General features: G+C 32.0%; 21 protein-coding genes and 2 pseudogenes. 13 read left to right on the top strand and 10 right to left on the bottom strand.

Annotation, left to right across the window (positions count from 1 at the left end):
• Positions 1-213: 213 nt before the first annotated feature.
• Positions 214-351 carry an ATP-binding protein gene (locus tag JUJ52_RS23675; protein ID WP_121603905.1) on the bottom strand — a complete coding sequence of 46 codons (138 nt, stop codon included), beginning with the start codon at positions 349-351 and terminating at the stop codon, positions 214-216.
• 74 nt (positions 352-425) lie between these two features.
• Positions 426-566: pseudogene (locus JUJ52_RS23670) on the bottom strand (AAA family ATPase); the annotation flags it as partial.
• A gap of 178 nt (positions 567-744) precedes the next feature.
• Between JUJ52_RS23670 and JUJ52_RS01770 the strand changes: the two are divergent.
• The 10 genes and pseudogenes from JUJ52_RS01770 to JUJ52_RS01725 all read left to right on the top strand — a co-directional run bounded on the left by JUJ52_RS01770 (position 745) and on the right by JUJ52_RS01725 (position 12,264).
• Positions 745-1,341, top strand: coding sequence for an IS3 family transposase (locus JUJ52_RS01770; RefSeq protein WP_121603904.1), 597 nt, complete (start codon positions 745-747; stop codon positions 1,339-1,341).
• A 32-nt stretch (positions 1,342-1,373) separates the two neighbouring features.
• Positions 1,374-1,595: an IS3 family transposase gene (locus JUJ52_RS01765; RefSeq protein ID WP_121603903.1), complete on the top strand. Its 222-nt coding sequence runs from the start codon at positions 1,374-1,376 to the stop codon at positions 1,593-1,595.
• A 277-nt stretch (positions 1,596-1,872) separates the two neighbouring features.
• Positions 1,873-5,178, top strand: a complete 3,306-nt coding sequence (locus JUJ52_RS01760) for a CDP-glycerol glycerophosphotransferase family protein (RefSeq protein WP_121603902.1) — start codon at positions 1,873-1,875, stop codon at positions 5,176-5,178.
• A gap of 105 nt (positions 5,179-5,283) precedes the next feature.
• A pseudogene (locus tag JUJ52_RS01755) lies at positions 5,284-6,468 on the top strand (CDP-glycerol glycerophosphotransferase family protein); the annotation flags it as partial.
• A gap of 106 nt (positions 6,469-6,574) precedes the next feature.
• Positions 6,575-7,402: an ABC transporter permease gene (locus tag JUJ52_RS01750; RefSeq protein ID WP_121603900.1), complete on the top strand. Its 828-nt coding sequence runs from the start codon at positions 6,575-6,577 to the stop codon at positions 7,400-7,402.
• A gap of 15 nt (positions 7,403-7,417) precedes the next feature.
• Positions 7,418-8,233 (top strand): teichoic acids export ABC transporter ATP-binding subunit TagH, encoded by an 816-nt coding sequence (gene tagH, locus JUJ52_RS01745; RefSeq protein WP_121605790.1) that lies wholly within the window; start codon positions 7,418-7,420, stop codon positions 8,231-8,233.
• Positions 8,234-8,361: 128 nt separating this feature from the next.
• Complete coding sequence (locus JUJ52_RS01740; protein ID WP_226983559.1) at positions 8,362-9,051, top strand: IspD/TarI family cytidylyltransferase; 690 nt, start codon at positions 8,362-8,364, stop codon at positions 9,049-9,051.
• Positions 9,051-9,794: an SDR family oxidoreductase gene (locus JUJ52_RS01735; RefSeq protein ID WP_121603898.1), complete on the top strand. Its 744-nt coding sequence runs from the start codon at positions 9,051-9,053 to the stop codon at positions 9,792-9,794. The genes JUJ52_RS01740 and JUJ52_RS01735 overlap by 1 nt, the downstream gene beginning before the upstream one ends.
• A 24-nt stretch (positions 9,795-9,818) precedes the next feature.
• Entirely contained in the window at positions 9,819-11,087 is a 1,269-nt protein-coding gene (locus tag JUJ52_RS01730) for a CDP-glycerol glycerophosphotransferase family protein (RefSeq protein WP_121603897.1), read from the top strand.
• A gap of 16 nt (positions 11,088-11,103) precedes the next feature.
• Positions 11,104-12,264, top strand: a complete 1,161-nt coding sequence (locus JUJ52_RS01725; protein ID WP_121603896.1) for a CDP-glycerol glycerophosphotransferase family protein — start codon at positions 11,104-11,106, stop codon at positions 12,262-12,264.
• 42 nt (positions 12,265-12,306) lie between these two features.
• Here JUJ52_RS01725 and JUJ52_RS01720 read toward each other — a convergent pair whose 3' ends face one another.
• The 5 genes from JUJ52_RS01720 to JUJ52_RS01700 are packed head-to-tail and all read right to left on the bottom strand — an operon-like array spanning position 12,307 to position 17,955.
• Entirely contained in the window at positions 12,307-13,023 is a 717-nt protein-coding gene (locus JUJ52_RS01720) for a glycerophosphodiester phosphodiesterase (RefSeq protein ID WP_121603895.1), read from the bottom strand.
• A 58-nt stretch (positions 13,024-13,081) separates the two neighbouring features.
• Positions 13,082-14,485: a lipopolysaccharide biosynthesis protein gene (locus JUJ52_RS01715; protein ID WP_205389077.1), complete on the bottom strand. Its 1,404-nt coding sequence runs from the start codon at positions 14,483-14,485 to the stop codon at positions 13,082-13,084.
• Positions 14,486-14,498: 13 nt separating this feature from the next.
• Positions 14,499-15,590 carry a polysaccharide pyruvyl transferase family protein gene (locus tag JUJ52_RS01710; RefSeq protein WP_121603893.1) on the bottom strand — a complete coding sequence of 364 codons (1,092 nt, stop codon included), beginning with the start codon at positions 15,588-15,590 and terminating at the stop codon, positions 14,499-14,501.
• A gap of 57 nt (positions 15,591-15,647) precedes the next feature.
• Positions 15,648-16,706: a glycosyltransferase gene (locus JUJ52_RS01705; RefSeq protein ID WP_121603892.1), complete on the bottom strand. Its 1,059-nt coding sequence runs from the start codon at positions 16,704-16,706 to the stop codon at positions 15,648-15,650.
• Entirely contained in the window at positions 16,693-17,955 is a 1,263-nt protein-coding gene (locus tag JUJ52_RS01700) for an O-antigen ligase family protein (protein WP_121603891.1), read from the bottom strand. Before JUJ52_RS01700 ends, JUJ52_RS01705 begins: the two co-directional genes overlap by 14 nt.
• Before the next feature lie 379 nt (positions 17,956-18,334).
• Here JUJ52_RS01700 and JUJ52_RS01695 point away from each other — a divergent pair, with 379 nt between their 5' ends.
• A complete protein-coding gene (locus JUJ52_RS01695; protein WP_121603890.1) occupies positions 18,335-19,444 on the top strand; it encodes a glycosyltransferase family 4 protein in 1,110 nt (369 codons plus the stop codon).
• Between the two features lie 42 nt (positions 19,445-19,486).
• Positions 19,487-20,542, top strand: a complete 1,056-nt coding sequence (locus tag JUJ52_RS01690; protein ID WP_205389074.1) for a glycosyltransferase family 4 protein — start codon at positions 19,487-19,489, stop codon at positions 20,540-20,542.
• Positions 20,543-20,777: 235 nt separating this feature from the next.
• Here JUJ52_RS01690 and JUJ52_RS01685 read toward each other — a convergent pair whose 3' ends face one another.
• Positions 20,778-21,821: an LCP family protein gene (locus tag JUJ52_RS01685; RefSeq protein ID WP_121603886.1), complete on the bottom strand. Its 1,044-nt coding sequence runs from the start codon at positions 21,819-21,821 to the stop codon at positions 20,778-20,780.
• Positions 21,822-22,034: 213 nt separating this feature from the next.
• Between JUJ52_RS01685 and JUJ52_RS01680 the strand changes: the two genes are divergently transcribed.
• Positions 22,035-22,766 carry a WecB/TagA/CpsF family glycosyltransferase gene (locus tag JUJ52_RS01680; protein ID WP_205389073.1) on the top strand — a complete coding sequence of 244 codons (732 nt, stop codon included), beginning with the start codon at positions 22,035-22,037 and terminating at the stop codon, positions 22,764-22,766.
• Between the two features lie 31 nt (positions 22,767-22,797).
• On the opposite strand, the gene JUJ52_RS01675 is transcribed toward JUJ52_RS01680, so the two are convergent.
• Together JUJ52_RS01675 and JUJ52_RS01670 are read right to left on the bottom strand one after the other, a co-directional pair.
• Positions 22,798-23,862: an LCP family protein gene (locus JUJ52_RS01675; RefSeq protein ID WP_121603884.1), complete on the bottom strand. Its 1,065-nt coding sequence runs from the start codon at positions 23,860-23,862 to the stop codon at positions 22,798-22,800.
• Between the two features lie 366 nt (positions 23,863-24,228).
• Complete coding sequence (locus JUJ52_RS01670) at positions 24,229-25,476, bottom strand: CynX/NimT family MFS transporter (protein ID WP_026680028.1); 1,248 nt, start codon at positions 25,474-25,476, stop codon at positions 24,229-24,231.
• Positions 25,477-25,563 lie beyond the last annotated feature (87 nt).

Here is a 25,563-nt window from a genome sequence, read left to right as displayed (position 1 = left end):
ACGATCCAGGGGCCGTTGCTAATCCTCCATCTCCAAAGATCTTTCCCTATTCAACATACGATTTATTTGAAATAATAATCGTTGCGCCATGATCATATCTTCTTATATGATTTGAAAAAGCGTGTTTGCGCTCAGTTCATCGAAGCTAAATAACCTAGTTCATCAATAATTAGTAGTTCTGGGGGACTATACCTTTTTAATAATCCGTTGGATTCATCCTTGTTTTTCTGCCTTCTGGCACTCAGGTATAAAATTATTGGCATTAATAAAAAGGACTTGGTGACTGTTTGTAATAGCCTCGAAAGCCATATAAATGGCTAAATGTGTCTTTCTTAACCCTAGTGGCCCCAGTAGTAAATGTTATATCCATTATGAATATATCTACCGGATAACATTTCTTTAATTCTTCGTTCATCTATACTATGTTAAAAACTAAAATCGAAGTCATAAATGCTTTTGATGTAGGAAAGCTTTGCTTTTTTAAGACGTATATCTAAAGCTGTCTTTTCTCTCTGTTCGATTTCTTGTGATAATAACGTGATTAAGAAGTCCGAATATGATACATTATTTTTAGATGTATTTTAAGTAAACTATCTATTTGATTTTAATGGTTTAGAAAACCTTTGGCTATGTAGGGTCAGAGAGCTTATAGCAAGGTAACAAGAAACTACTAAGGTTATACTTAAAAAAGCTAAAAGCTTTTCGGGGGAATCCGAATGTCTTCTACGAAAATCACAAACTGCATTGGCATTCGAAATCAAAGAAGAAGGATTCCGATTAAAAGATATTTTTCCTACTGTAGGGATTCCTGAAGCAACCCATCATTATCATATGGAACGCTATGACAGAGAAGATACAGAAACAGAATTAAAAGAGCTCATCACAAAACTATTTAGAACCTTTCATGAACATTATGGTTATAAACGAATTACAAAAGATTTAAAGAAATTTGGGCATTGCACCAAGTGCATAATGAAGGAACTAGGATTAAAATGTGTGAAGTTCATGCGGAAATCCCGTAAATACAACTCTTATAATGGGAGAGTTGGAAAGGTAGCGAAAAATCGGTTGTCCCGCCGTTTTAGCACATCTATTCCACTTCAAAAGTTAGTAACAGACATAACGGAATTCAAATGTCTAGGCGAAGAGAAGTTATACTTAAATCCGATTCTTGACCTTTATAACGGAGAAATTATTACGTATGACATCAAAAAAGGCCCAACATTAAATTTTGTCATGCCCCCTTTAATAGAATTAATAGGGATACTGAAGAGTCGGGTAGCCTACTGTACTGGATCCACTCCGATCAAGGCTGGCATTACCAACACAATCAGTAAGTGAGGACACTAAAAGAAAATAAAATATTCCAAAGCATGTCGCGCAAAGTCACTTGCGCAGATAATGCACCTACGAAGAATTTTTTTGGCATTTTAAAGCAAGAAATGTATTATGGTGAAAAATTAGTAAGCTATGAAGAATTAAAAGTCGGATTGAAGAATATATTTACTCGTTCAACCATGCACGATCCAAAGATTAAATTGGCAGGGTTGAGTTCAGTTGAATCTCCCAATCAATTCAGCCAAGCAACTACATAATATAAACTCTAATTTTATTAAATTTGTATAAAATAATTTATGGTTATTTTTATCATTCTGTTTGAGTTTATATCTTCTTCTACAATTCTTTATTGATATCATTCCGTCGTGTTAGAATATATACAGATTTAATTATTTTGATCTGAATTAGTTCAGATTTTAAATAAATAACTTTTAACAATTATAATAAAATTTTTGTAGTACAAAGAAATTTGTAGAATAATGCATTATAATTTTTGTTAAACTAATTAAAACTACTAGAATGCAGGGGATTTAAATGAATATATTTTCATCATCAAAGAAAAAAAAAATAAATAAATTAAAAAGAAATATAAGCTATATCCAAATGGAAAATAAACTTGTAATTACAGGGGCTTTTAATAAAGATAGTTACTGTGCAAAAGAATTATGGCTGGTGTCTAGAGAAACTGATGAAAGTTTTAAAATTGTAGAGATTAAACCGACACATGAGTTTAAGTTTGAGGTGAACCTTGATGAAATAATAAAAAACAATTATTTAATTTCCGGTGTTTCCTATGATTGGTATTTTAAGGTACGTACACCATTATCTGAAGTTAGTAAAGAAAAGTATACAAACGATAATTGTAAAATAATTAATGAAGATAATGAAATATTATGTGAATATTTAATACGATGTGGCAGATTTGCATTAACTGAAATAGTTAAATTACCATTTTACTATTACAACAGTGATTCAGTTATAAATTATCTGACTACAAAGGGGAATTTATCGTTAATTGTAAATGGAGAACCATACTCTCCTACAAAAATTCAAATTGATAAGTTTAAAAAAAGTCATGGTTGTATAAATATAGAAGGTAAACTTTTCACAAAAAATTCTATTATTACCACTGGAAGTATTTTACTATTAGGTAGAAATACTGGGAGTAAGTTGGAAATCAATGGCCTTAAACTAACTCATAGGAATGAGGAAGTTACTTATAGATTTGGTTTAAATCGTTACTATTATAAAGCTACAATCAATATAGCTGAATTGTTTAAAAAAAAGGATATAACAGAAGATATATACGATCTGTTTCTTAAAGTTTCGATGCATGATATGCATGAAGAAAAGTACATTAGAATTGGGAGACCAACATTTAAAGCTAAATTATTTCTAAAGGATTTATATATTAAGCATAAGCACAAGGCAATAGTGGTTAATCCATACTATACATTTAAAAAAGAAAACTTGTCATTTGAAGTTTACAATTATTCAACAGATGTATTTAATTATATGAGAAAATTAATGCGTTGGTCTTGGCTAATTAGAAAAGTAAAATATAACAAAAAAACATGGATTATAGGTGAAAGGACTTATAAAGCTCAAGACACAGGTTATGCTTTTTTTAAGCATATTAGAGAGAATTATCCAGAGAAAAGAGTATACTATGTAATAGATAAAGATTCACCCGAAAGGAAAAATGTGGAAAAATATGGTAATGTTCTTTTGTACAAGTCTAAGGAACATATTTTAAAGACTATAATGGCGGAAAAAATTGTTTCATCTCACCATCCTGATTATCTATATCCTATAAGAACCTATGCATTTAAGAAAAAGGTAAAAGCTGATAAGGTTTTTCTTCAGCATGGCATTATGGGCACTAAAAATATGGTAGCTAATTATGGGAAAAATGCTCCTAATTTTGATACTGATTTTTTTATGGTTAGTTCTGACTTTGAAAAGCAAATGATTGTTAATGATTTTAATTATGATCCAAGACATGTTTTCGTAACGGGTTTATCCAGATTTGATACTCTTTTTGATGGTAAAGGTACAGTGAAAAGACAATTATTAATTATCCCTACTTGGAGAGATTGGATTATTACTGATGATGATTTTCTGGAAAGCGAGTATTTTTGTAATTATAAAGCTTTAATTAATAATAAGGATTTGCATAAAATTTCGCGGGAACATAATTTTGAAATTATTTTTTGCTTACACCCAAACATGCAAAGATTCAGAAAGCACTTTCAAGATAAAAACGTAAGAATAATAAACCAAGGTGAAGTTGATGTACAACAGTTAATTAAAGAAAGTGCACTTATGATTACCGATTATTCAAGCGTTGCTTTTGATTTTAGTTTTCTAGATAAACCGATAATATATTATCAATTTGATCGAAAAAGATTTATTGGAAATAGGCCGTCTCATTTGGACTTAAACAACGATTTACCAGGTGAAATATGTTTTAATGAAAATAATTTATTAAATTTAATTGAAGAATATGCATTAAATAATTTTGTTGTGAAAGATATTTATAAACAGAAAGCTAATAAATTTATTAAGTACAAAGATAAATTATCTTCTGAAAGAATATATAAAGTAATAAGTAAATATAGTGCTAAAAGAAATATAAGCGACAATCCTAAAATTGCTATGTTTTTAAATGCTCTCTTCAAAAAGTATCGTAAGAGTAAATATTATTTTCCTAGCATGAAGCTTTTTTATAATCTGGGAACGAAAATTATCCCAGTTGATAAGAATTTAATTCTTTTTGAAAGCGGACTGGGTAAGCAATATGGAGATAGCCCTAAAAATATATATGAGGAGATATTAAAACAAGAGCTTAGTTATAAAAAAATCTGGGTTTATAATAATAATTACAGATTCGTTGATCAAAACACTGTAAAAATTAAAAGATTAAGCCCGTTATATTATTATTATTTAATAAGAGCAGGTTATTGGGTTAATAATCAGAATTTCCCTTCGTATATAAAGAAAAGGAAATCTACTACCTATCTACAAACATGGCATGGTACCCCATTAAAGAAAATGTTGTTTGATTTAGAGGAAATACATGGTAGAAGCGATGATTACTTAGAAAGAATAGGAAAAGCAGTTCAAAGTTGGGATTATCTTATTTCTCCTAGTAGATATGCTACAAAAGCTTTTAAGAGTGCGTTTAAATATAATAATGAAATTTTAGAAGTGGGCTACCCTAGAAATGATATTTTTTATAAGGACGGCTTACAAGATACAATTAATAAAGTTAAAAATAGACTTAATGTTGATAATAAGAAAGTAATATTGTATGCTCCAACATTTAGGGATGATCAAACGAATAACAAAAATAAATTCTTATTTAATATAAATATGGATTTGTATAAAATGAAAGAACAGTTAGGTAATGAATATATAGTTTTATTAAGAATGCATGTCGTCATTAACAATAAGCTGCAAATAGATGAAGATTTAAAAGATTTCGTTAAAAATGTGTCTAAGTATCCGGACATTCAAGAATTATTATTAGTGACTGATATTTTAATTACAGATTATTCATCAGTCATGTTTGATTTTGCCAATACAGGTAGGCCTATGTTGTTCTTCACTTATGATCTAGAGAAATATAGAGATAATTTAAGAGGGTTTTATTTAGATTTTGAAAAGGAAGCTCCTGGTCCTTTTGTCTTTAATACTCAGGAAATTATACAAAATGTATTGAACATAGATAAAGTTATTTATAATCATAAGGATAACTATAAATCATTTCAGAAAAAGTTCTGTTCATTAGAGGACGGAAAAGCTGCTCAAAGAGTAGTTGATAGGATTTTTAAATAGTTCTTAGTAAAAAGGTCTGTTAAAACAGGCCTTTTTACTAAGAAATGAATTATAATATGAATAGAAAGAGACTTATAAACAAGTAAAGGCATTAACTTTTGAGGAGTAAAAAAGATGAAAAAGAAGCTGTCCAGAATTATACAAAAGTTTTTAAAGTTAGTATTTATTATAATAGCTAGGATTCCTGTGAAAAAAAATTTAATAGTCTTTGAAAGCTTTTTAGGTAAACAATACAGTGATAATCCAAGAGCGATATACGAGAGATTATTAGATAGTGATTTAGACTATAAAATGTATTGGATTTTTGATAGAAGATATAAGGATGCTTTTCAAATAGAGAATATAAAAACTGTAAGAAGGATGTCGTTGAAATGGGTTTACTTGATGGCAAGAGCTGAGTTTTGGGTTTCGAATAGTAGGTTACCATTGTGGATACCAAAACCAAAGCATACAAAGTATTTACAAACATGGCATGGTACCCCCTTAAAAAGATTAGCAGCTGATATGGAAGAAGTTCATATGCCTGGTACAAATACAACTAAATACAAGGAGAATTTCCTTAAGGAATCGAGTAAATGGGACTTTTTAGTATCGGCTAATGCATATTCTACTGAAATATTTAAACGAGCGTTTCAATTTGATAGGGAAATTATAGAATCGGGTTATCCTCGAAATGACTTCTTGATTAATGCGAATAACCAAGAAAGTATTAATAATATAAAAGAAATAGCGAATTTACCATTAGATAAGAAAATAATTTTATATGCACCTACATGGAGAGATAACCAGTTTTATGCAAAGGGAAGGTATAAGTTTGATTTACAAATGGACTTTGATCAATTAAAAAAACGTTTTAGTAAAGATTATATTATTTTGTTAAGACTTCACTATCTAGTTGCTGAAAAATTGGACTTAAAAGGATATGAAGGATTCATTTATGATTTCTCAAAACATGAGGATATTAGAGAGTTGTATTTAATAGCTGATCTATTAATTACCGACTATTCTTCCGTTTTTTTTGACTATGCAAACTTAAAAAGACCTATGTTGTTTTATGTATATGATATAGAAGAATACCGCGATAATTTACGGGGGTTTTACTTTGATTTTGAACTGAAAGCACCAGGACCTTTGGTAAAAACAACGGAAGAAATTATTAAAGAAATATCTCAACTTGAAGAAAATGGCTTTATACCATCTGCTACAACTGAAGAATTCTATCAAAAATTTTGTTATCTAGAAGATGGCGAAGCTAGTAAACGTGTAATAGAGAAAGTTTTTAAAGGATAACTTTTTAAACAGGTTTTTGATTTTCATTGTGTTTTATAATTTTTACTTGTATAATTTAATAACGTAAAAAAGACGATGGTATATTGATACTTGAAAGGATATACGTATGAAATCTGCACTTAAAGTTATTAAAGAACAAATAGATCATTTTTATTTGCTTAGAAGGCTTTCCATTTATGAACTAAAGAGTAAGAATAAAAATAACTATTTAGGCATTCTTTGGGAAATATTAAATCCAGCTATTCAAATTGTTATTTATTGGTTTGTATTTACAACACTTAGAAGTAGAGAAGATGTCCCCTTAAGCGATGGACAAGAGGTTGACTTTTTTAGCTGGCTATTAGCGGCGTTCTTTCTTTGGATCTTTTTTTATCAGGGAACAATACAGGGATCGAAATCTATCTACTCGCGATTGAAGATGTTATCTAAAATGAACTTTCCTATGAGTATTATTCCTGGGTATGTAATTTTTTCGCAGTTTTATGTTCACCTTGTCATGCTCGGAATATCAATTATCTTATTAAACTTTATTGGATATTACGCTTCAATATATTATCTGCAATTGATTTATTATATCTTTGCAGCAATCGCTTTAATATTTGCTCTATCCTTAATAACGTCGACACTATCAACAATTATTAGAGATGTTCATATGTTGCTTAATTCAGTACTTCGAATGTTTCTTTATATATCGGGTGTCTTGTGGCCACTCAGTATGGTAGGAGATGAGTTTGCAGAGGTATTAACTATTTTAAAATTAAATCCACTTTATTATCTCATCGAGGGATATCGAGCTGCTTTATTTGGTACGGAATGGTATTTTATAACTCAATGGGAGTATACTTTAGTGTTCTGGGGAATTGTTATTGTATTGTTCCTATTCGGATCTATGCTCCATGTAAAATTCCGTCGACATTTTATTGATTACTTATAAAGGCTTGTGATGACAATGAAAAAAGCGATTATCGCCAAAAATATTTCAAAGAAATATAAATTATATAACGGTACAAAAGAACGGCTATTAGATTTAATTACCCCAAAAAGTTATGGTGAAGATTTTTATGCGCTTACTGACGTTAATTTTGAAGCTGAAAAAGGGGATATTGTAGGGTTTGTAGGAATTAATGGTTCTGGTAAATCTACATTATCTAATATTATAGCAGGTATTGTCCCTGAGACAAAAGGAAGTGTAGAAATCAATGGTCAGGCTGCATTAATTGCAGTTGCTGCTGGCTTGAAAAATGATCTTACAGGTAGAGATAATATTGAATTGAAGTTGCTTATGTTAGGGTTTACTAAAGAAGAAATAAGGGGACTAGAACCTGAGATTATTGAATTCGCAGAGTTGGAGAAGTTTATTGATCAACCTGTTAAATCATATTCAAGTGGGATGAAGTCTAGGCTTGGCTTTGCTATTTCTGTTAATATTAACCCAGATATCTTAATTATAGATGAGGCATTATCTGTTGGAGATAAGGCTTTTGCTGAAAAAAGTTTGAATAAGATGAAAGAATTTAAAGAAAAAGGGAAGACAATGATTTTTGTTAGTCATTCCATAGGGCAAATGAAACAGTTCTGTGAGAAAATTCTTTGGTTAGAATACGGAATGGTAAAAGACTTTGGTACAGTTGAAGAAGTAATTCCTAAGTATGAAAAGTTTCTAAAGGAATTTAAAAAAATGTCAAAAAAAGAGCGAAAATCATATCGAGAAGAAGCATTTAAGAGGCAGCAAGAAGCACTTCTGTTAGATAGACAGAATAATTAATAGATAAAAGAGGAAAAATTTCCTCTTTTATTTTTTTAAATAAGTTTGTAAATTTAGTGTAAATTTTTAGAATTTAATTTATAATTTAATTATAAAGTGTTTTTTGTTTATTAATGAGGAGGGGAGCCATGAAGCAATTTAGCTTTATCTTGTTATCAGGTGGAGTTGGTAAGAGGATGCAATTAAATACTCCAAAACAATTCTTATTATTAGCAGGTAAGCCAATATTTATCCATGTATTAGAAAAAATCGATAATATTTCGGAAATTAAAGAGATTATTATTCCATGTCCTACTAATTTTATACATAAAACTCAGCAAATAATAAGTGATTATCGATTTACGAAGCCAATATTTTGTGTTGAAGGTGGAGAAAGTAGGCAAGAGTCTGTTTATAAAGGATTAAAGAAAGCTTCATACGAAAATACCATAATTCATGAATCCGTCCGACCATTTGTAACGCCTGATACATTTAAGAAATTAATTCACGCAAATAATGAAAGCGCTATCTTAGGTCTGGATATACCTTTTACGGTGTTAAATGGAAAATCAATTGTGGAAGGTATTTTAAAACGTGAAGAATTAATTAATGTACAACTGCCACATAAATACAATACAAAAAAAATATTATACGCACATGAGTGTGCAAGAGAAGATGAATTACATTTTACAGAGGATGCAGGTTTATATTTCCATTATTTTAATTCAGAAATTTCGATACTAAAAGGCTCTGAATACAACATTAAGATCACAAAACCGATAGATCGAATTATTGCAGAGGCAATTCATAAGGAAACTATTTTATTGGGGGATTATTAATGTCAAAAACATGTATTATAACTGGAGCAAGTAGAGGTATAGGAAGAGCAATTGCAATCGCTTTGAGTTCTCAAAATGATATAAAGAATTTCATTTTATTATCCAGAACAGAAGAAGGTTTGAAAGAAACGGTAAGTCTAATGAGCAGTGGGAAAAATATTGTCTATTATCCAATTGATCTAACTAATTATTATGAGGTTCATAATTTAATTGATAATTTAGGAGAAAAATATAAAACTGTCGATATGTTGATAAATGTTGCAGGATATGCCAATCCTAAATCATTATTAGAAACTTCTGTAGAAGATTGGGAAAAAACATATCAAATAAATGTTCATTCGGTATTTAATATTACTAAGGAAGTCGTTAAGTTTATGAAGAAAACAGGAGGGAAGATATTAAATGTAGCTTCAACTGCAGGCAGTTCTGCACGCCCAGGTTGGCTATCATATGCTTCTTCTAAAGCTGCATTAATAAATATGTCTGATACGTTATCGGCGGAATTATCTGATTATGGCATTCTGGTTTATTGCATATCTCCTGGTAGATGTGCTACTGAACTGAGAAGAGTGTTAGCACCAGATGAGGATCCTAGTACGATAATGCAACCAGAGCATGTTGGAGAAGTTGTCTTTCAATTGTTAGCAGATAATGAAACTTGTCTTGACGGTCAAAATATTGTAGTTAGAAAACAGATTGCAAAGAAAAATGCAAAAGAGACATCGAGAAAACAGATGATATAACTATAAAAAATAGAGGCGAGCTGCATGGAATATAAAGATATATTAATTATTTCTTTATTGCTACTAATCTTGATTTCTATAAATAGCAAAAAAGTTAAGAAGTTAAGACTAATAGGAAAGAGATCCATTATTATTACTATACATTTTATCTCAAGGTTCTTTCCTAAACAGCAAAATTTGGTTGTTTTTGGAGGAGAAAACGGTCAAGGGTTTAGAGGTAACACTAAATATTTATTTTTGGAGATGTCAAAATATCCTAAATTAAAATGTGTCTGGATAACTAGCAACCAAAAAGTTGTAAAAAAACTAGAGAGTTATGGTTATTTAACATATAAAAAACATTCATTAAAAGGAATATTTTATCAACTTCGTGCTAAATTAGTCATTCACTCTCATTCCATAAATGATGATTTTAGTAAATCTTTTTTAGGTGGAGCAATATCCTATAATACCTGGCATGGGGTTGGATTAAAAAAAGTATGGGGAGCAAATAAAAACACGTTTACTTACAAAGTTTTAAACGATAAAAGCTGGTTAAAACGTTTCTTTGGAAAATTTGTAGTGAAAACGAATCAAGCAAGGAAAAATTACATAGTATCGACTAGTGATCACGTATCTTCCTATTATCCGCATACATTTTTAGTGCCAAAGGGAAATATTTTACAACTCGGTCAGGTAAGAAATGATGTTTTTTTTAACGAATCTGAAGAAGATACACAAATTCCAGATTGGATTAAAACTAATAAAATTATCTTGTATATGCCAACTCATCGTAATTTTGGGAAATTAGAGATGGATATTAATATAGTTTTTGACTTTCAAAAGCTTAATAATTTTTGTGAGCAAACGGGATATACTTTTCTTGTAAAACGACATATGTATAGTCATGGACAGCTACCAACAATTTATGACCATATCATTGATATAAGTGAAGAAGATTATGATCCACAATTATTACTTAAGTATACGGATATTCTGCTAACTGATTATTCAAGTTGCTATACTGATTACTTGTTACTAGATCGTCCAGTACTATTTTTCTCTTATGATTTAAACCAATATTTGCAGAAATCTAATCAGATGTATTTTAACTACTTTGATGTAACTCCTGGACCTAAATCACAGACCTTTGAAGAGCTTTTAATAGAATTAGAGAAGGCTGTTTATGAACCAGAACTATATTCTGAAGAGAGGAAAAGGGTTTTAAACATTTTCTATTCGAAAGATAATCAAGTACCTGTATTGCATAAACAGGTAAACTATATTTATTCCAATATACTAAAATTAAAGTAAGGGGTAGGTATCTAATATGAATTTATTAAGACTAGTACCTACTATTATTATAAAGTATTTTATAAGATCGATACATATGTTCTATTGCCTTCTATTTCCACTAAATAAGAATAAAGTTACATTTGCTTCTTATCGATCGAATAAAATTAAGGATAATTTAGCTTTTGTAAATAGAGAAATAAGAGAGAATTATCCATCAATAAAAAGAAAACTTCTTTTCAAGAAATTTGAAAGCACCTTAAAAGGAAAGATTAAATATATCTTCCATATGATAAGAGCCTGTTATCATTTGGCTACTTCAAAATATTTCATTATAGATGACTATTATTATCCTATATATGTGATTAAACCTAGAAAAGGTATTGAGATTATTCAGTTATGGCATAGTGCTGGTGCATTTAAAAAATTTGGTTATAGTACAATTGGTAAATCGTTTGGTCCTAGTAAAGAGTATTTAAAGCACATTCCGATTCACAGTAACTATTCTAAGGTATACGTTAGTTCGACAGAGGTCATTCCCTATTTTGCAGAGGCTTTTAACATGCCAAAAGAAAAAATATATCCTTTTGGAATTCCTCGTACGGATTATTTTTATTCGGATTACGAGCTTAATGGATTAATTAAAAAACTTTATGAAAGTTATCCAGAATTGAAAGGGAAAATATTGCTACTATATGCACCGACTTTTAGGGGGAAAAGTCATTATCAAGAGAAATTTGAGATACCATTTAATATTTCTTTATTACAAGAGTATCTAGGAGATTCTCATGCGCTTTTAATACATTTACACCCGTACATGGTTTATAAGGAATTAGACACAATTCATCAAGATTTTATTTACATGATGAAAAATGAGTTTCCCATCCAAGAATTATTAGTGCTATCAGATATTTTAATAACAGATTATTCCACAGTAGTTTTTGATTATAGTTTATTAAACAAGCCCATGATTTTCTATGCATATGACTTAGAAATCTATACAAAAGAAAGAGATTTTTACTATGAATACCAATCATTAGTGCCGGGGCCAATCGTAGATGAAACGATGTCATTAATAGATATAATAAAACAACGGAAATATAATTATCATCAAATAGAAGTATTCAAAGACCGTTTTTTTAAATATCAAGATGGTAAATCTACAAAACGAATTGTTGGTCATATCTTTCATTCTTAAAAACAAGCAACTGATCCTTTAGAAAGTCAGTTGCTTGTTTTCTTAGATAGAAAATATTTCTGGATTATTTGAAAATACACCGTCTACACCGTAATTTACTAACTCTCGGTAACGCTCCTTGTGATTAACAGTATAAGGGTAGACCTTATAGCCTCTATTATGACAATTTTCTATAAAACTTTTATCCGTATAAACATTATTTGGATGGATACTGGTAATGGTTAATCCGCTTTGTGATGCATAGTCCCAAGGATTAAGAATTCGATAGTAAAATAGCATACCCAAAGGGATGTTTGGAACCATTTCCTGTATCTTCTTTAAGGCAAGGTGATCAAATGATGAGATAAGCACATTATCAAAGCGGTTATGGTGAGAGAGACAACGAATTAATCTTTCTTCAATTCCATTATAAATAACAGGAATGTTTTTAATTTCAATATTTAAAAAAATATCTCTTGGACAATGATTTAATACTTCATCTAGGGTTGGAATCGTAATCCCTGTGTAATTTCCATTAAATGATGAGCCGATATCAATTTGTTTTAGTTCCTCTAACGTTAAATCGATGATTCGTTGATTTGCTGATGAATTGTATTTCGTTAGTTTATGATCATGGCAGACAACAAGATGATGATCCTTGGTGAGCTGGACATCTAATTCAATTGCCCGTGTCCCATGAGCAATTGCTTTCTTAAATGAGGGCACCGTATTCTCGGGCGCCTCTGTCATCGATCCTCTATGTGCAAAATTTAATGTCATTCACCCATCTCCTTTCGCTCAATAATGAAATTATAACATAACATATGGTCTTACTAGTCTATTTGCTATATTTATAAAGGATCGTTTTTATAATCCATCTAATGATCGTCAAGTTATAAATGAAAAATAAAATGAACGCTAAACCACTAAGAATCCATAAACCGAGTGAATCAATAAAAAATGGGGCAAGGATGGAAACAAATAATAGTGGAAATAAGATAGCCATATCTCTGAGGTTCACATGTATCGTAAAATAAGGCTTGCACGTAAAAACCCGAATGATCCAAGTGATAAAAAAAGCAATTAAGGTTGACCAAGCCGCTGCGTACAAACCGATGGAGCTAATGAATAGAATATGTACAAGGATATTTACAAACGCACCGACGATTGACGTCACAAAGATCACCTTGGTCTTTTTTGCTCCATGAAAACCAGCGCTCCAAAACAGCGAAAAAGCACTAAACATGGTTCCTACTAATAATAGGCCCGTATATTGCCATGATTCAAAGAATTTTTCAGAAATAAATATAGAAAAGATTGGCTTTGTAAGTAGTGTAATACAGATAACGGATGTTACTAGTAATCGAAAAAAATGTTGGAATACGTTGCTATAGTAATTATTCTTATCCGTTTCATTGAAGTGGAGAATGGCACTATCTTTCCACGCTAGGTTAAATACAGTGTTTATCATCATAATCATTGCAGGAATTTGATTAGCTATAGCATATAGACCATTAAATTCTAATCCTAAATAACCTACAATAATAAAGCGATCCGAAGCATTCATAATCCACCAACTTATTGCCCCAGGAATAATAGGTATCGCGTAGGTTAAAAATGATTTAATTAACGTATGTGAATAGGAATTGAATGATATATATTGATGAAAGCGCATAACGGTCCATGCTGTAATGATCGCTATCATATTAGCTAGGATATATGCATAGAAGAATGCTTCAATTCGCATTTGGAACCCAAATATTAACCAAATAATTAATAGAATATATATAGTCGTTTGTAATAATCCAATCGAAGCAAATAACGTATTAAATCCTAAGCCTCTCGCGCATTGCTGCATATAGCTGTTAACGATGACCAAATTGATTAGTGTTAACATTAGCAGACCATATGGAATAGGGATTAAAGCTAGGCATATTAAAGCAATGATTGTGAAAACAATTAGATTACGAGCTAATGCAAGGACGCCACTGGTAATAATGATCATTTGCTTCCCTTGTTCCTTTTCTACAATTAACCAACGGTAAACAGCTGAAACTAATTCGAAGCTGATAATTGGAGCTAACAAACTGGAAGTAGTTAGAACTAAATCCCATGTACCATATTCATCTGTCGTGAAATAATGTGTATAAACTGGTAGCATGAAAAACACAAGTGCCTTCGAACCAAAAGTAGCAATGCTATATAGTATTGTATCTTTTGCTAGCTTTTCTCCTTTGGCCATTCTCTACAGTCCTTTAGGTTTTTGTTTTTAAATATATATCTAGTTTAAGAAATTGTTTTTCAGACTCGATGATTTGGTTTGTTATATCAACCATATTGCCATGAATACTTTGAAAAACAGTTTCAGCTTTTAAGGTATTCAGTGTATAAAAGGAAGCGTAGTTACCTTGGAAGTTTATATCTTTCATAATATTTGTCATCTTACTGCTATACACAATAGGGAATACGGGTTTTCTAAATATCCACCCTAAAATCATGGAATGGAACCTTGTGGCAACGATAAAAGCTGCAGAGGCAATCCGTTCCAGTGCCTCATCTAGATTATGCTTATAATAAAAAGTATGAATATGGCTTCGAGCACCTACAGATATAGATTGGGTAATTGCTTCTATAGCCTCGTTATCTTTTTCATAACTACAAAAGGACATTAAGGTTACAGTGTATCCTTGTTCAATAAAATAAAGAGCTATTTCGCGTATTTTCTTGTAATAGATTGCGTCATAGTCGCGTAAGGCTTTTCTAATCGATGGCTTAATCACAGAAATTATAACTGACGAAGGATCTGTTTCTGCTCTAATTGTTTCTAATTGAAATGCCATATCAGTAGCAACTCTGACATTGGGCAGGTCTTTAAATAATGTGTATGAGTATTGGTCACGAAAGCATATATCCGTAAACTGTTGAAATAAATGATGATACGCTTTTAAAAAAGCCTGCTCTGAAAAAGGGCCGAAATTGGCACCTAAAAGAAAGAAAGGCTTGCTATTTATATGCATTTCCTGTACATTTTTTAGTTCCTTTTTCCAGCTATCACCTTGAATAAACAAAGATCCACCTACATAAACAATTGCATCGCAGTTACGGCTCAAATAAGTATAAAAAAGCTTTCTCTGGTCTAGCTTTGTTGTCATTAGATTTGTTCCACGAAAAAGTACAGAATCACGTCTAATAATTTTTAGGTTTTTTTGACTTGAGAAGGTTTGACTGTAATTATGGGGTGCTAATAAATGGAAGATAGTATTTGGATACCTTTCACAGAGAATTTTTATGAATAAGTCATCGCCTAAATTATATTGCGAATAGGCATAAAGCATAACGTTCTTCATTTATAACCTTCTCCTTTAACTGTGTATTTCTAAATGGATCAATCTAAAGCGTGGTGATTATTCATGCTTGAACTTCTTCAATAAAGTAGTGAGAATGCGTTGTTGCTCTTGTAAATACGGCTTCATTCGAAAAAAAGCATACAAGCCATAGCTAGCTTTGCACCGCAGTAATGTTCTTACTAATCGTTTTTGATAGGTACCTCTAAAGTGTTGTATGTCTATGTTTTGTTTTGCAGCATTAAGTATGTCATTCATCTTTTCAAATGTTTTACTACGAGGTAAAGGATTATCAGGATGAAAAAGGTTTGTTAATGCATTTATAATACTATTTGCGTATATTTCTCCGAGTTTCTGTTCATTTGTCAGATTTAGAGCATTTCTTTCCCTTAAAAAGCGAGTTACTTCCTCTAGTAAGCGTTGTTGTTCTTCTAGATAGTTATTACGAAATCCTCTTGATAGAGAGTGTTCATTATCTGTAACATATTTATAAAGAGGATCATTATTAATATAGATATGCTTACAATGACGTAAATAACTTAAGTTGAATAATAGATCCTCCCCTATCGAAAGGCTATTTGTAAACGTAATTTGATAACGATTAATTACATCAGCCAAATATAATTTATTGCATGGAGAAGGGATAATAACACGTTTATATAGGTCTCCAAAGTGGGTTAAATAGGTATCTTCTTTAAACATGCCCTCTATGCTAGAAGTATATTTTTTAATTCCCCTTGTAGAAATTGCTTCATATCCACAAATAACAAGCTCACAATTAATGTTAGTATTCATAATGTTTACAAGTTTTTTCGTCATCATAGAGTCGAGATAATCATCAGCATCTACAAATTGAATGTATATTCCGTTTGCCTTTTTGATACCAGCATTTCTTGCTGCTGATACACCGGAATTTTTTTGATGAATAACGTGAATCGCTGGATAAACCTCAGCTAATTTATTGCATAATTCTTTACTGTTATCTGTAGATCCATCGTTTATTAGAATAATTTCAATGGAGTTGTATGTTTGTCCCAGAATGCTCTGCACACATGTGGTAAGGGATTTTTCTGCATTATAAACAGGAATAATAAAGCTTACCAGCTTAGGTACGTTCATAAAGATCGACTCCTAAAAGCATAAGTGGAATTGATAGGTAGGTCATCACCGAGGGTGCAAATAGTACATGACCAGCTAAAAAAGCTATTCCAAGGCTTAGACCTAGTATGGCTAATAAAAAAATATTTTCGATATGTAAGCGGGTGAATGAAGGTAGCAATTGCTTCATTAAACCTATCATTGGTAAAGCTACCAGCATACTTCCAATAATTCCAAAACTAAAAAATAAATCAAAAAAATCCATCTCCACTAATTTTGGTTCTTTTTGGTAATCTCCTGCATAACCCAATCCAAATAATTTTCTTAAAATATCTGCGTGTAAATAATTGGTTTTTACATCAGCGAAGAATACATCTCTTGAGCTAAGAATCTTTTTTATAATGGCATACTTTGAGGAATATTCTTTTCCTTCATCTGTTTCCATTTCTGGGTGAATTAGTTGTTGTTCGTTACCAGTAATTGTATTGGAACCCATTGGAGAGTAAGGAATGAGGCAAACGAACAATAATAGAATAAGAAATAGGGTAGTCGTGTGTTTATCCTTCCAGATCTGTAATTTAGCCCTCCACAAGCTATAGATAATATGAATGGCAATTAGGATTAAACCACCTAGATAAGCCGTTTTTGTACCTATCATTGGTAACATACTCAAGATGAGAATATATGCAATCCAATTCAAAAGTCGTTTATGTTGCAATAGGTTGATGATCATAATTGTAAAAAGAACAAGGGTAATAACACTTAATTCATTTGCTGAGAAAAACCAGCCAGAATGTCCAGATGAATAGTAGCGATAACTATCCATACTAGTATTGGTTATAATAGCTATCCAATATGTAATTCCCACAATGTAACTAACAATGGTTGTTGCATGATACAATGTATTTTTAGATAACCAATTGTATTGATTAATATAGATAATTGTAAAAAGAATGATTATGAAATAACTTGCCTTTAAATAGAAATTCAATTCGGCGAACCAAATAAAATTATCCTTTAGCATAGCATTCAACAAAAAACTAGTTACTAACCCTAAATAAGAAGCGATTAAAAGCATGAACAATTGCTTATGCTGACGGTAAAAAATAATGAACATTGAAATAAATAATGATGTCATTAGCAATGTCCTAATAAATGCACCGACTGATATTGGAAAGGTCGATGTTAAGGATGTTAACAGATCGATGACTGGCTGTAGGATAATAAAAATAAATAGTAATGTATTGATTTTTTTGGTATCCAATCTCATAGCATTGCTCCTGATCAGAAGTTTCTTTCCGTACAATTATTGACACGTTTTTTGTTTATATTCACGTGTGATAATAAATTTCTACGCTTTTGGATATATTAAAACTAGTAAGGCTATTCAATAGTTATCAAATATGAAAAACGGTAGCTTCTTCTCTGTTATCTATTTGCTTGTCCCTTTCTCTACCTTTTATAAGTTAATTCTTAAAAAAGAAGTAGTTTCTACGTAAGATCTCAGCCCAAACGAATAAAATCCGGGTCTGATCGTATCAAATGGTAACTAGCTCTTTTTATTAAAGGTAAAAAAGTTATAGTTAGGGATCTGCTTTCAATTTTGCAACTGTTGAAACGACTAGTGGTATATGTGAAGGTGAATAACAATGAGAATATTGCATTTAAATGCGGGGAATGAGACTGGTGGAGGAATGCATCATATACTAGGGTTAATGAACGAATTAAATAAAGAGGAGTTTATCCTTGGAGTTATGGAAGATGGAGAATTATTAAAGCGTGCAAACAATGCCGGTATAAGAACCATTTATTTCCCTTGTCATTCTAGATTTAGTATTCCATTGATGCAAAGGATAAAATCATATGTACAGCAGGAGGATATTGGGTGTATACATACACATGGACCGAGGGCAAATGTATATGCAAACATCCTGAAAAAGATAATACCATTTCAATGGGTAGTAACCATTCATAGTAATCCATTTTTAGACTTCATGGAAAAAGGGATGTATGGTAAAGTACTCTGCAAGTTAAATCTTCATGCAGTGAGGAATGCTGATAAAATAATTGCTATTTCACAGCCTTTTAAAGACTGCTTGATGGATGCCAATATAGATTCAGAAAAAATTGTAACTACATTGAATGGAATTGATTTTAAAAAACGTGTCGAATCTTGTTACTGTAAACAAGATTTTGGTATACCTGAGGGCGATATTGTTTTCTTAATGGTGGCTAGGCTTGAGGAAGTAAAAGGTCATCGTATTGCTTTAGAAGCGTTTTGTGAGCTACTAAAGTCGTCTCAGAATTGTCATCTAATGTTAGCTGGGGATGGCAGTCTTCAACACGAATTAGAAAGAATGGTGGCTAATCTCGATTTAGAAAAGCATGTTCATTTTTTAGGTTATCGAAATGATATCGAGTATTTTTACCAATTAGCAGACGTAACGCTACTCACCTCACTAAGTGAAAGCTTTCCACTTGTTTTATTAGAGTCCGCAAAGGTCAAAACTCCAGTTATATCTACAGATGTTGGTGGTGTCGGAGAATTAGTTGTCGATAAATCTTTGGGCTGGAGAATTAAGCCTGGAAATACAAGGGAATTACTTGCTGCAATGAAAGATGCATTATTCTTTTATAATCAGGGTATGTTACCATTAATGGGAAGCAAGTTATATCATCATGCATCAACCAAATTTACATTGGAGATTCTTGCAGAAAACATTTATAATGTATACCAAAGCATGCAAGACATTAAATAATGCTATGATGCAAACAGTATTTTATAAAATGAGGTGGGCTAGATGCTGGAAATAGCTTTGTTAGCCTGTTTGACCCTGTTATTTTCACTTATTATTACTCCAATTACAATAAAGCTTTCAAAGAAATTCAATACCACTGATAAGCCGAATGCTCGCAAAGTACATAAAGAGCCAATCCCAACTTTAGGTGGTTTAGCAATTTTTATCAGCTTTTTACTAGGATTAACTATCTTACAGCCTGAAAGTAGTTATCATGTTGTAATTATAATAGGAGCATTTCTTATTATTTTATTGGGGTTTTTTGACGATATTACAGATTTATCTCCAAAATTTAAATTTATTGTTCAAGTTGGAATAGCTTGTTTTGTCGTTCTTGGTGGTGGTTTACATATTGAGTTCGTAAACCTTCCATTTGGAGGACAAATTGAGTTTGGATTTATGAGCTCTTTAATAACAGTTTTTTGGATTGTTGGCGTTACCAACGCGATTAATCTGATTGATGGTCTTGATGGGTTGGCAGCTGGTGTATCCGCAATTGCATTATTTACAATTGCAGGAATGGCAATATTGATGGGGGATGTATATGTAGCAACGATGGCGCTTGTACTTTTTTTTAGCACGGTTGGATTTCTTCGTTATAACTTCTATCCAGCTAAGATATTTATGGGGGATACTGGTGCATTATTTCTAGGCTATATGATATCGGTATTAGCGCTATTAGGATTTAAAAATGTAACGATTGTCTCCTTCGTTATACCCATTTTTATTCTGGCTGTTCCAATTTCAGACACTTTAATTGCAATAATACGCAGATATGTAAATAAAAAACCGTTATCTAGCCCCGATAGTTCACACCTACATCATCGATTATTACACATGGGGTTCTCTCATAAACATACGGTATTATTTATCTATAGCTTAAGTACAATGTTTAGTGTTGCAGCAATTTTATTTTCTATGACTACAGTGTGGGGGTCCATTTCTATATTTGTTGTAGCAATGCTAACTCTGCAAGTATTAATTGAAAATCTTGAATTAATAAGTAGTAACTATAAACCACTGACAAACTTCTTTAAAGCCTTAAGACATAAGCCATAAAAAACTTCTGGTTTTCATACCAGAAGTTTTTTATAGTCTAGAAAATTACAAAATTTGCCCATGTGGATAAATATGGGGTGTGCTAGGTCGTATCCAGCTATAACGCCGAGAGACTAGGCGACTTCACGAATCGCTCTAATCTAAGTCAGCATCGGCTCCCAAGCTCGCCGTGTTTGTTGATTCGCTCCAGTCGCTACGTTTCTAATCGGGCGCTTAGCTTTTATTCTAAATAGTATTAGTAAGAGGTTTCCTCTGGTGATGTAGCCTCATTGGAATCTGTTACAGTATTCTGCGCAGGTAAATCTAGATGTTTTCTCAAGATTTCTTGTGTTTCCTGTAAAGCAACTTCATCTAACTGCCAATAATAGGTTTTACTTGGCTGATAGTCCTGTCCTTCTAGTGTGAGTGTCTCAAAATCAAGGTTTTTACCTTTTGTACCATAGGAGATAAAGCTTTTCATTTCACTAAAGGTCATGTTAGTTGTCATGTTACTTCCTACTGCCTCTATAACATTGTCAATTTTTAAAATAGAGTTAACGGATACGGCCTTTTTAATAACAGCTTTTATTATTTCTTGCTGTCTTTTCCCTCGTTCTATATCGTTATCCATTTTTCTTGTCCGTGCCAATGCTAATGCTTCTTCTCCGTCTAATTGCTGCTCACCTGGCAGTAAGTGAATAGCTCCAGCTTTGTCTTTTGAGTTTTGTTCCTTAAGTTCATAAGGAACATCCACAGTAATACCATCTACTGCATCAACAACTTCTATGAATGCTTCAAAGTTAACTTTGACATAATAGTCTATAGGAATACCTAATAAATTCTCAACTGTATCTCTTGTTGCTTGTGTACCCCCGTATGCATGAGCATGGTTGATTTTAGTTTTATAGCCTACTTCAGGAATATAAACATAAGAATCACGAGGAATGCTTACCAACTTAACACTTTTGTCATCTTTGTTTAAAGTAGCAACCATTAGTGTGTCGGTACGAGCATTGTCAGCATTGTTTCTAAGGTCGCTGGCATCCACACCCATAATTAATACTGAAACATTGTCCACATTGGGATCCACTTTACTTTCTCTAAGTTCTGATTTCTCTCTGCCATCATCTTCATAAGAATCATTTAAAACACTGTCTGCTTTTATATATAGATAAGAAGCATAACTCACTATTGTTAAAAAGGCTATTATTAGTGGTAACAATATGAAATATGCCCTTTTCTTTAACCTACGTTTTTTCTTTTTTCGAACAACTCTAGTACGCGTTGTTTTATTTGACATTCAGTATTCACCCTTAATTATTTAATAGAAAATTGTTCTATATAATGTTAATATAAAACAACATCATTAAAGATATGATAATTTTCTTGCTTTTTTTCAAAACTAAGTTTTATTTTACTACGAATATGTGTATTCGTAAATAATATTCATATTACAATTCTGTAAGGTCTATATTAATAGACGTTACTAGAGTGCGAAAGGTTGCATAAAATAATGAGTTTTAATAATACTGTTACCATAATGGGAATTCCCTTCTTAAATACAACAAGGAATGATTTCTTAAGAGATTATTTGGTTCCTCGATTAGATGAAGAGCAAAAGTGTTTTGTAGTAACAGCTAATCCAGAAATTGTCATGAAAGCAAGAGAGAATGATACATATCGACAAATTATTCGAACAGCAGACTATATCGTTCCTGATGGAGTTGGTATTTTAAAGGCAGCAAAGTTTCAGAAGCAACCATTGCAAGAACGTGTTACTGGTTATGATTTGACATTAGATCTTCTAAGTTATGCTAATGATCATGGTTTAAACTGCTATTTTTTAGGAGCAAAAGATGAAATAAATGCTAAAGCTGTATCGGAAGTGCAAAGAAGTTATCCCCATATTCAGATTGTAGGACATCATCATGGCTATATAGATATGGAAGATGAGACGTTCGCAGAATCTATACAAAATAGTGAACCAGATATTATATTTGTTGCCCTAGGCTCTCCTAAACAGGAACAATGGATTATGAAACATAAAGAGAAATTTTCAAAAGGGATATTCATTGGAATTGGTGGAGTATTTGATGTTTTGGCGGGAAAGGTTCCACGAGCCCCAAAGGCATGGATTAATTTAAATTTAGAATGGTTATACCGCTTACTAAAACAGCCATCTCGCTGGAAAAGAATTTTAAAAGCGGTGGAGTTTATGTTTCGAGTATATGTGAAAAAAGATTAACAAAATGCGTGAGCCTGGATCACGCATTTTATTAGTTAATCGTAGACTCATTCACTTCGTTAGATTCAGAGCTGAATTCAGAACTATTTACATCCGATATGGAGAGGTCGAGATGCGCTCTTAATTCTTTTTCGAGCTCGCTTCTGCTTTGTTCGTTTATTTGATAATACCATAATCCGTCATTCATTTTCCCCCCAGTACCTTCCAGACTCACAGAACTTAGAGAGAGATTTGTATTTATTCCATAACTTATAAAGCTTTTCATTTCACTAAAGGATAGGTTTGTCTTCATATTGTTGCCTACAGCGGTTATTAAATCATCAAGCTTTAGTATAGATGATGCTGAAGCAGCTTGCTTCACAATTGACTTTATAATTTCCTGTTGTCGCTTACCTCGTTCTATATCGTTATCATATTTCCTTGTCCTTGCCATCGCTAGTGCTTCTTCACCATTTAACTCTTGAAGTCCCGGGAATAGATGAATGGCATTTTTGTTATCTTGTGAATCCATTTCAACAATTTCAAATGGGACATCATAATGAATGCCTCCTAATGAATTGACAACTTCTATAAAAGCTTCAAAATTTAGACGAACGTAGTAATCGACTGGTACATTCATTAAGCGTTCCACTGTATTAATTGCTTTTTTTGGTCCACCAAAAAAATGTGCATTATTGATTTTTGTATACCCATGGTCTGGAACATTTACATAGGAATCTCTCGGGATACTTAAAAGCTTTATACTTCCGCTTTCTTTGTTAAAGGTAGCCAAAATTAATGTATCCGATCTACTCTTTTCATTAAAACCCCGGTTTTCACTATCATCAACACCGATAATTAGTACGGATACATTATCCTCAATAGGATCTACAGACTCAGATCGTAAATCCGATTTTTCATTTTCTCTTCCAACTTTTTCAAAGGACTCATTTGCTGCATCTTTAGCGGTTGTATACAGATGGAGGCCGTAGGAAAGGACTGTGATTACAACTACGGAAAGGGGGATTCCTATGTATAATAATAGCTTCTTTCTATTTGTTTTCATTTTTTGCTTACGGATTGAAATCCGTGAGAAATTTTTATTTTTGTTAGACATACTATTTTCTCCTCGACAAACGTACTACATACTATTTTACTATTAAGTAATTAATCCGTAAATTAAAAAATATTCTAAAAAATTATTTAGCGAATAATGGCTATGCAGAAGGTGTTTATTAGAAGTGTTGCTTATGGTCTGATTCCATTTGTTAAAGTGCTTCAGGATAATAGTGTTATGCAATTAGTGGATAGGTTTGTATGGGGTATATGAATTATCAGCAAAGCTAGGAAATCAAAGCTAAACAAGACTTTTGATAGAATAGATTCAATCCGACATGTATGCACCAAACGGATTAGTATTCCCTAAGCTTTTCGATGCAAGACATGTCGTATTTACAATAATTCCATCATGAATGTTTACACGTTAATTATCTAACTTGAGTGAAGCAGTTTTAGTTTGTAATTGATCTGTAACGATTCTCTGTTTTCCTGATTCTAAACCCACAATTAAAATGATAGTTGAAATAATAAATAGCATAATAAGTGGAACTTGCCATCCATTTGTTAAATCATGTAATGCACCAATTAAAACTGGCCCTAAAGCTGCTAATAGATAACCAAACGATTGGGCCATCCCTGACATTTCCGCTGCCTGTTGGCCGTTTGATGTTCGAAGACTGAAGAACATCATCGAAAGACTAAAGGCACTTCCGCCAGCAATTCCTATAAAAATAACGGATATAACTAGTACAGGAATAATTCCAGAAAATAATCCTCCAATTCCTATCATAAATAGAATGGCAGTTATACTAGCTAATAGCTTTTGGTCATTCATTTGTTCTGCAATAACAGGAATAATAAACGTTACCGGGATAATAGCAAATTGCATAAGGAACAGCATCCAACCAGCGCTATCCGAACTAAAACCATGAGATTGTAATATTTCAGGAAGCCATGTAATTAGCGTATAAAATATTAACGATTGTAATCCCATGAATAATGTAATACACCATGCTAGTGTGGATTTCCAAATAGACCCCTCTGCTTGTGGTGTTGCACTTGTTGTAGGATCTGACTTGTTTTGTTTTTGTAACTGAGGAATCCAAAAAAGCAGGGCAATAAAGGAAAGTATCCCCCATACAGCCAGTGAGCCTTGCCAGCCAATGTCTCCGATAGAAGAAATAGGAACACCTAAGCCAGATCCTAAAGCTCCAAATACGTTCATGAAGACAGCATATATCCCTGTCATTAATCCTATCTTAAGTGGAAAGTTCATTTTTATTAAGCCTGGTAGCAATACGTTTCCAATTGCGATAGCTAACCCAATAAGAATGGTTCCAGAAAATAAAAATATGGAACCAAATAGGGAGCGAATAATAATACCAATTGTTAATAGTGTGATAGAAATAAATATTGTCCATTCTATGCCGATTCGATTTGCTATTTTAGGAGCAAACGGTGATACAAGTGCAAAAGCAAGTAAAGGTAAAGTTGTAATTGTTCCAGCTAACGCATTACTAATTCCTAAATCGTCACGTATATAGGAAATTAGGGATCCAACAGAAGTTAATGGAGCTCTTAAGTTTGACCCAATCAAAATAATTCCAATTAAAAAAATCCAAGTATTGCGGTTTTCTTGTGTCTTTTCTAAAGTTAGTCTATTATTATTCAAAATTTTTCCTCCGAATCTATCATAACAACGGAACTAATCCGAAGTTTATTTCTAAAAAAGTGGTATACTGGAGCAACCTTGTCCTCT

The sequence above is a fragment of the Virgibacillus sp. AGTR genome, assembly GCF_016919725.2.
GTDB classification, from domain to species: Bacteria; Bacillota; Bacilli; order Bacillales; family Amphibacillaceae; genus Virgibacillus; species Virgibacillus salarius.
This window is presented reverse-complemented; position numbering and strand designations above follow the sequence as displayed.

Bases quoted from the DNA above. Each gene is read 5' to 3' on its own strand.
- JUJ52_RS01765 (WP_121603903.1), top strand. From the start codon at position 1,374: ATGTCGCGCAAAGTCACTTGCGCAGATAATGCACCTACGAAGAATTTT.
- JUJ52_RS01760 (WP_121603902.1), top strand. From the start codon at position 1,873: ATGAATATATTTTCATCATCAAAGAAAAAAAAAATAAATAAATTAAAA.
- JUJ52_RS01750 (WP_121603900.1), top strand. From the start codon at position 6,575: ATGAAATCTGCACTTAAAGTTATTAAAGAACAAATAGATCATTTTTAT.
- tagH (WP_121605790.1), top strand. From the start codon at position 7,418: ATGAAAAAAGCGATTATCGCCAAAAATATTTCAAAGAAATATAAATTA.
- JUJ52_RS01740 (WP_226983559.1), top strand. From the start codon at position 8,362: ATGAAGCAATTTAGCTTTATCTTGTTATCAGGTGGAGTTGGTAAGAGG.
- JUJ52_RS01735 (WP_121603898.1), top strand. From the start codon at position 9,051: ATGTCAAAAACATGTATTATAACTGGAGCAAGTAGAGGTATAGGAAGA.
- JUJ52_RS01730 (WP_121603897.1), top strand. From the start codon at position 9,819: ATGGAATATAAAGATATATTAATTATTTCTTTATTGCTACTAATCTTG.
- JUJ52_RS01725 (WP_121603896.1), top strand. From the start codon at position 11,104: ATGAATTTATTAAGACTAGTACCTACTATTATTATAAAGTATTTTATA.
- JUJ52_RS01720 (WP_121603895.1), bottom strand. From the start codon at position 13,023: ATGACATTAAATTTTGCACATAGAGGATCGATGACAGAGGCGCCCGAG.
- JUJ52_RS01715 (WP_205389077.1), bottom strand. From the start codon at position 14,485: ATGGCCAAAGGAGAAAAGCTAGCAAAAGATACAATACTATATAGCATT.
- JUJ52_RS01710 (WP_121603893.1), bottom strand. From the start codon at position 15,590: ATGAAGAACGTTATGCTTTATGCCTATTCGCAATATAATTTAGGCGAT.
- JUJ52_RS01705 (WP_121603892.1), bottom strand. From the start codon at position 16,706: ATGAACGTACCTAAGCTGGTAAGCTTTATTATTCCTGTTTATAATGCA.
- JUJ52_RS01700 (WP_121603891.1), bottom strand. From the start codon at position 17,955: ATGAGATTGGATACCAAAAAAATCAATACATTACTATTTATTTTTATT.
- JUJ52_RS01695 (WP_121603890.1), top strand. From the start codon at position 18,335: ATGAGAATATTGCATTTAAATGCGGGGAATGAGACTGGTGGAGGAATG.
- JUJ52_RS01690 (WP_205389074.1), top strand. From the start codon at position 19,487: ATGCTGGAAATAGCTTTGTTAGCCTGTTTGACCCTGTTATTTTCACTT.
- JUJ52_RS01685 (WP_121603886.1), bottom strand. From the start codon at position 21,821: ATGTCAAATAAAACAACGCGTACTAGAGTTGTTCGAAAAAAGAAAAAA.
- JUJ52_RS01680 (WP_205389073.1), top strand. From the start codon at position 22,035: ATGAGTTTTAATAATACTGTTACCATAATGGGAATTCCCTTCTTAAAT.
- JUJ52_RS01675 (WP_121603884.1), bottom strand. From the start codon at position 23,862: ATGTCTAACAAAAATAAAAATTTCTCACGGATTTCAATCCGTAAGCAA.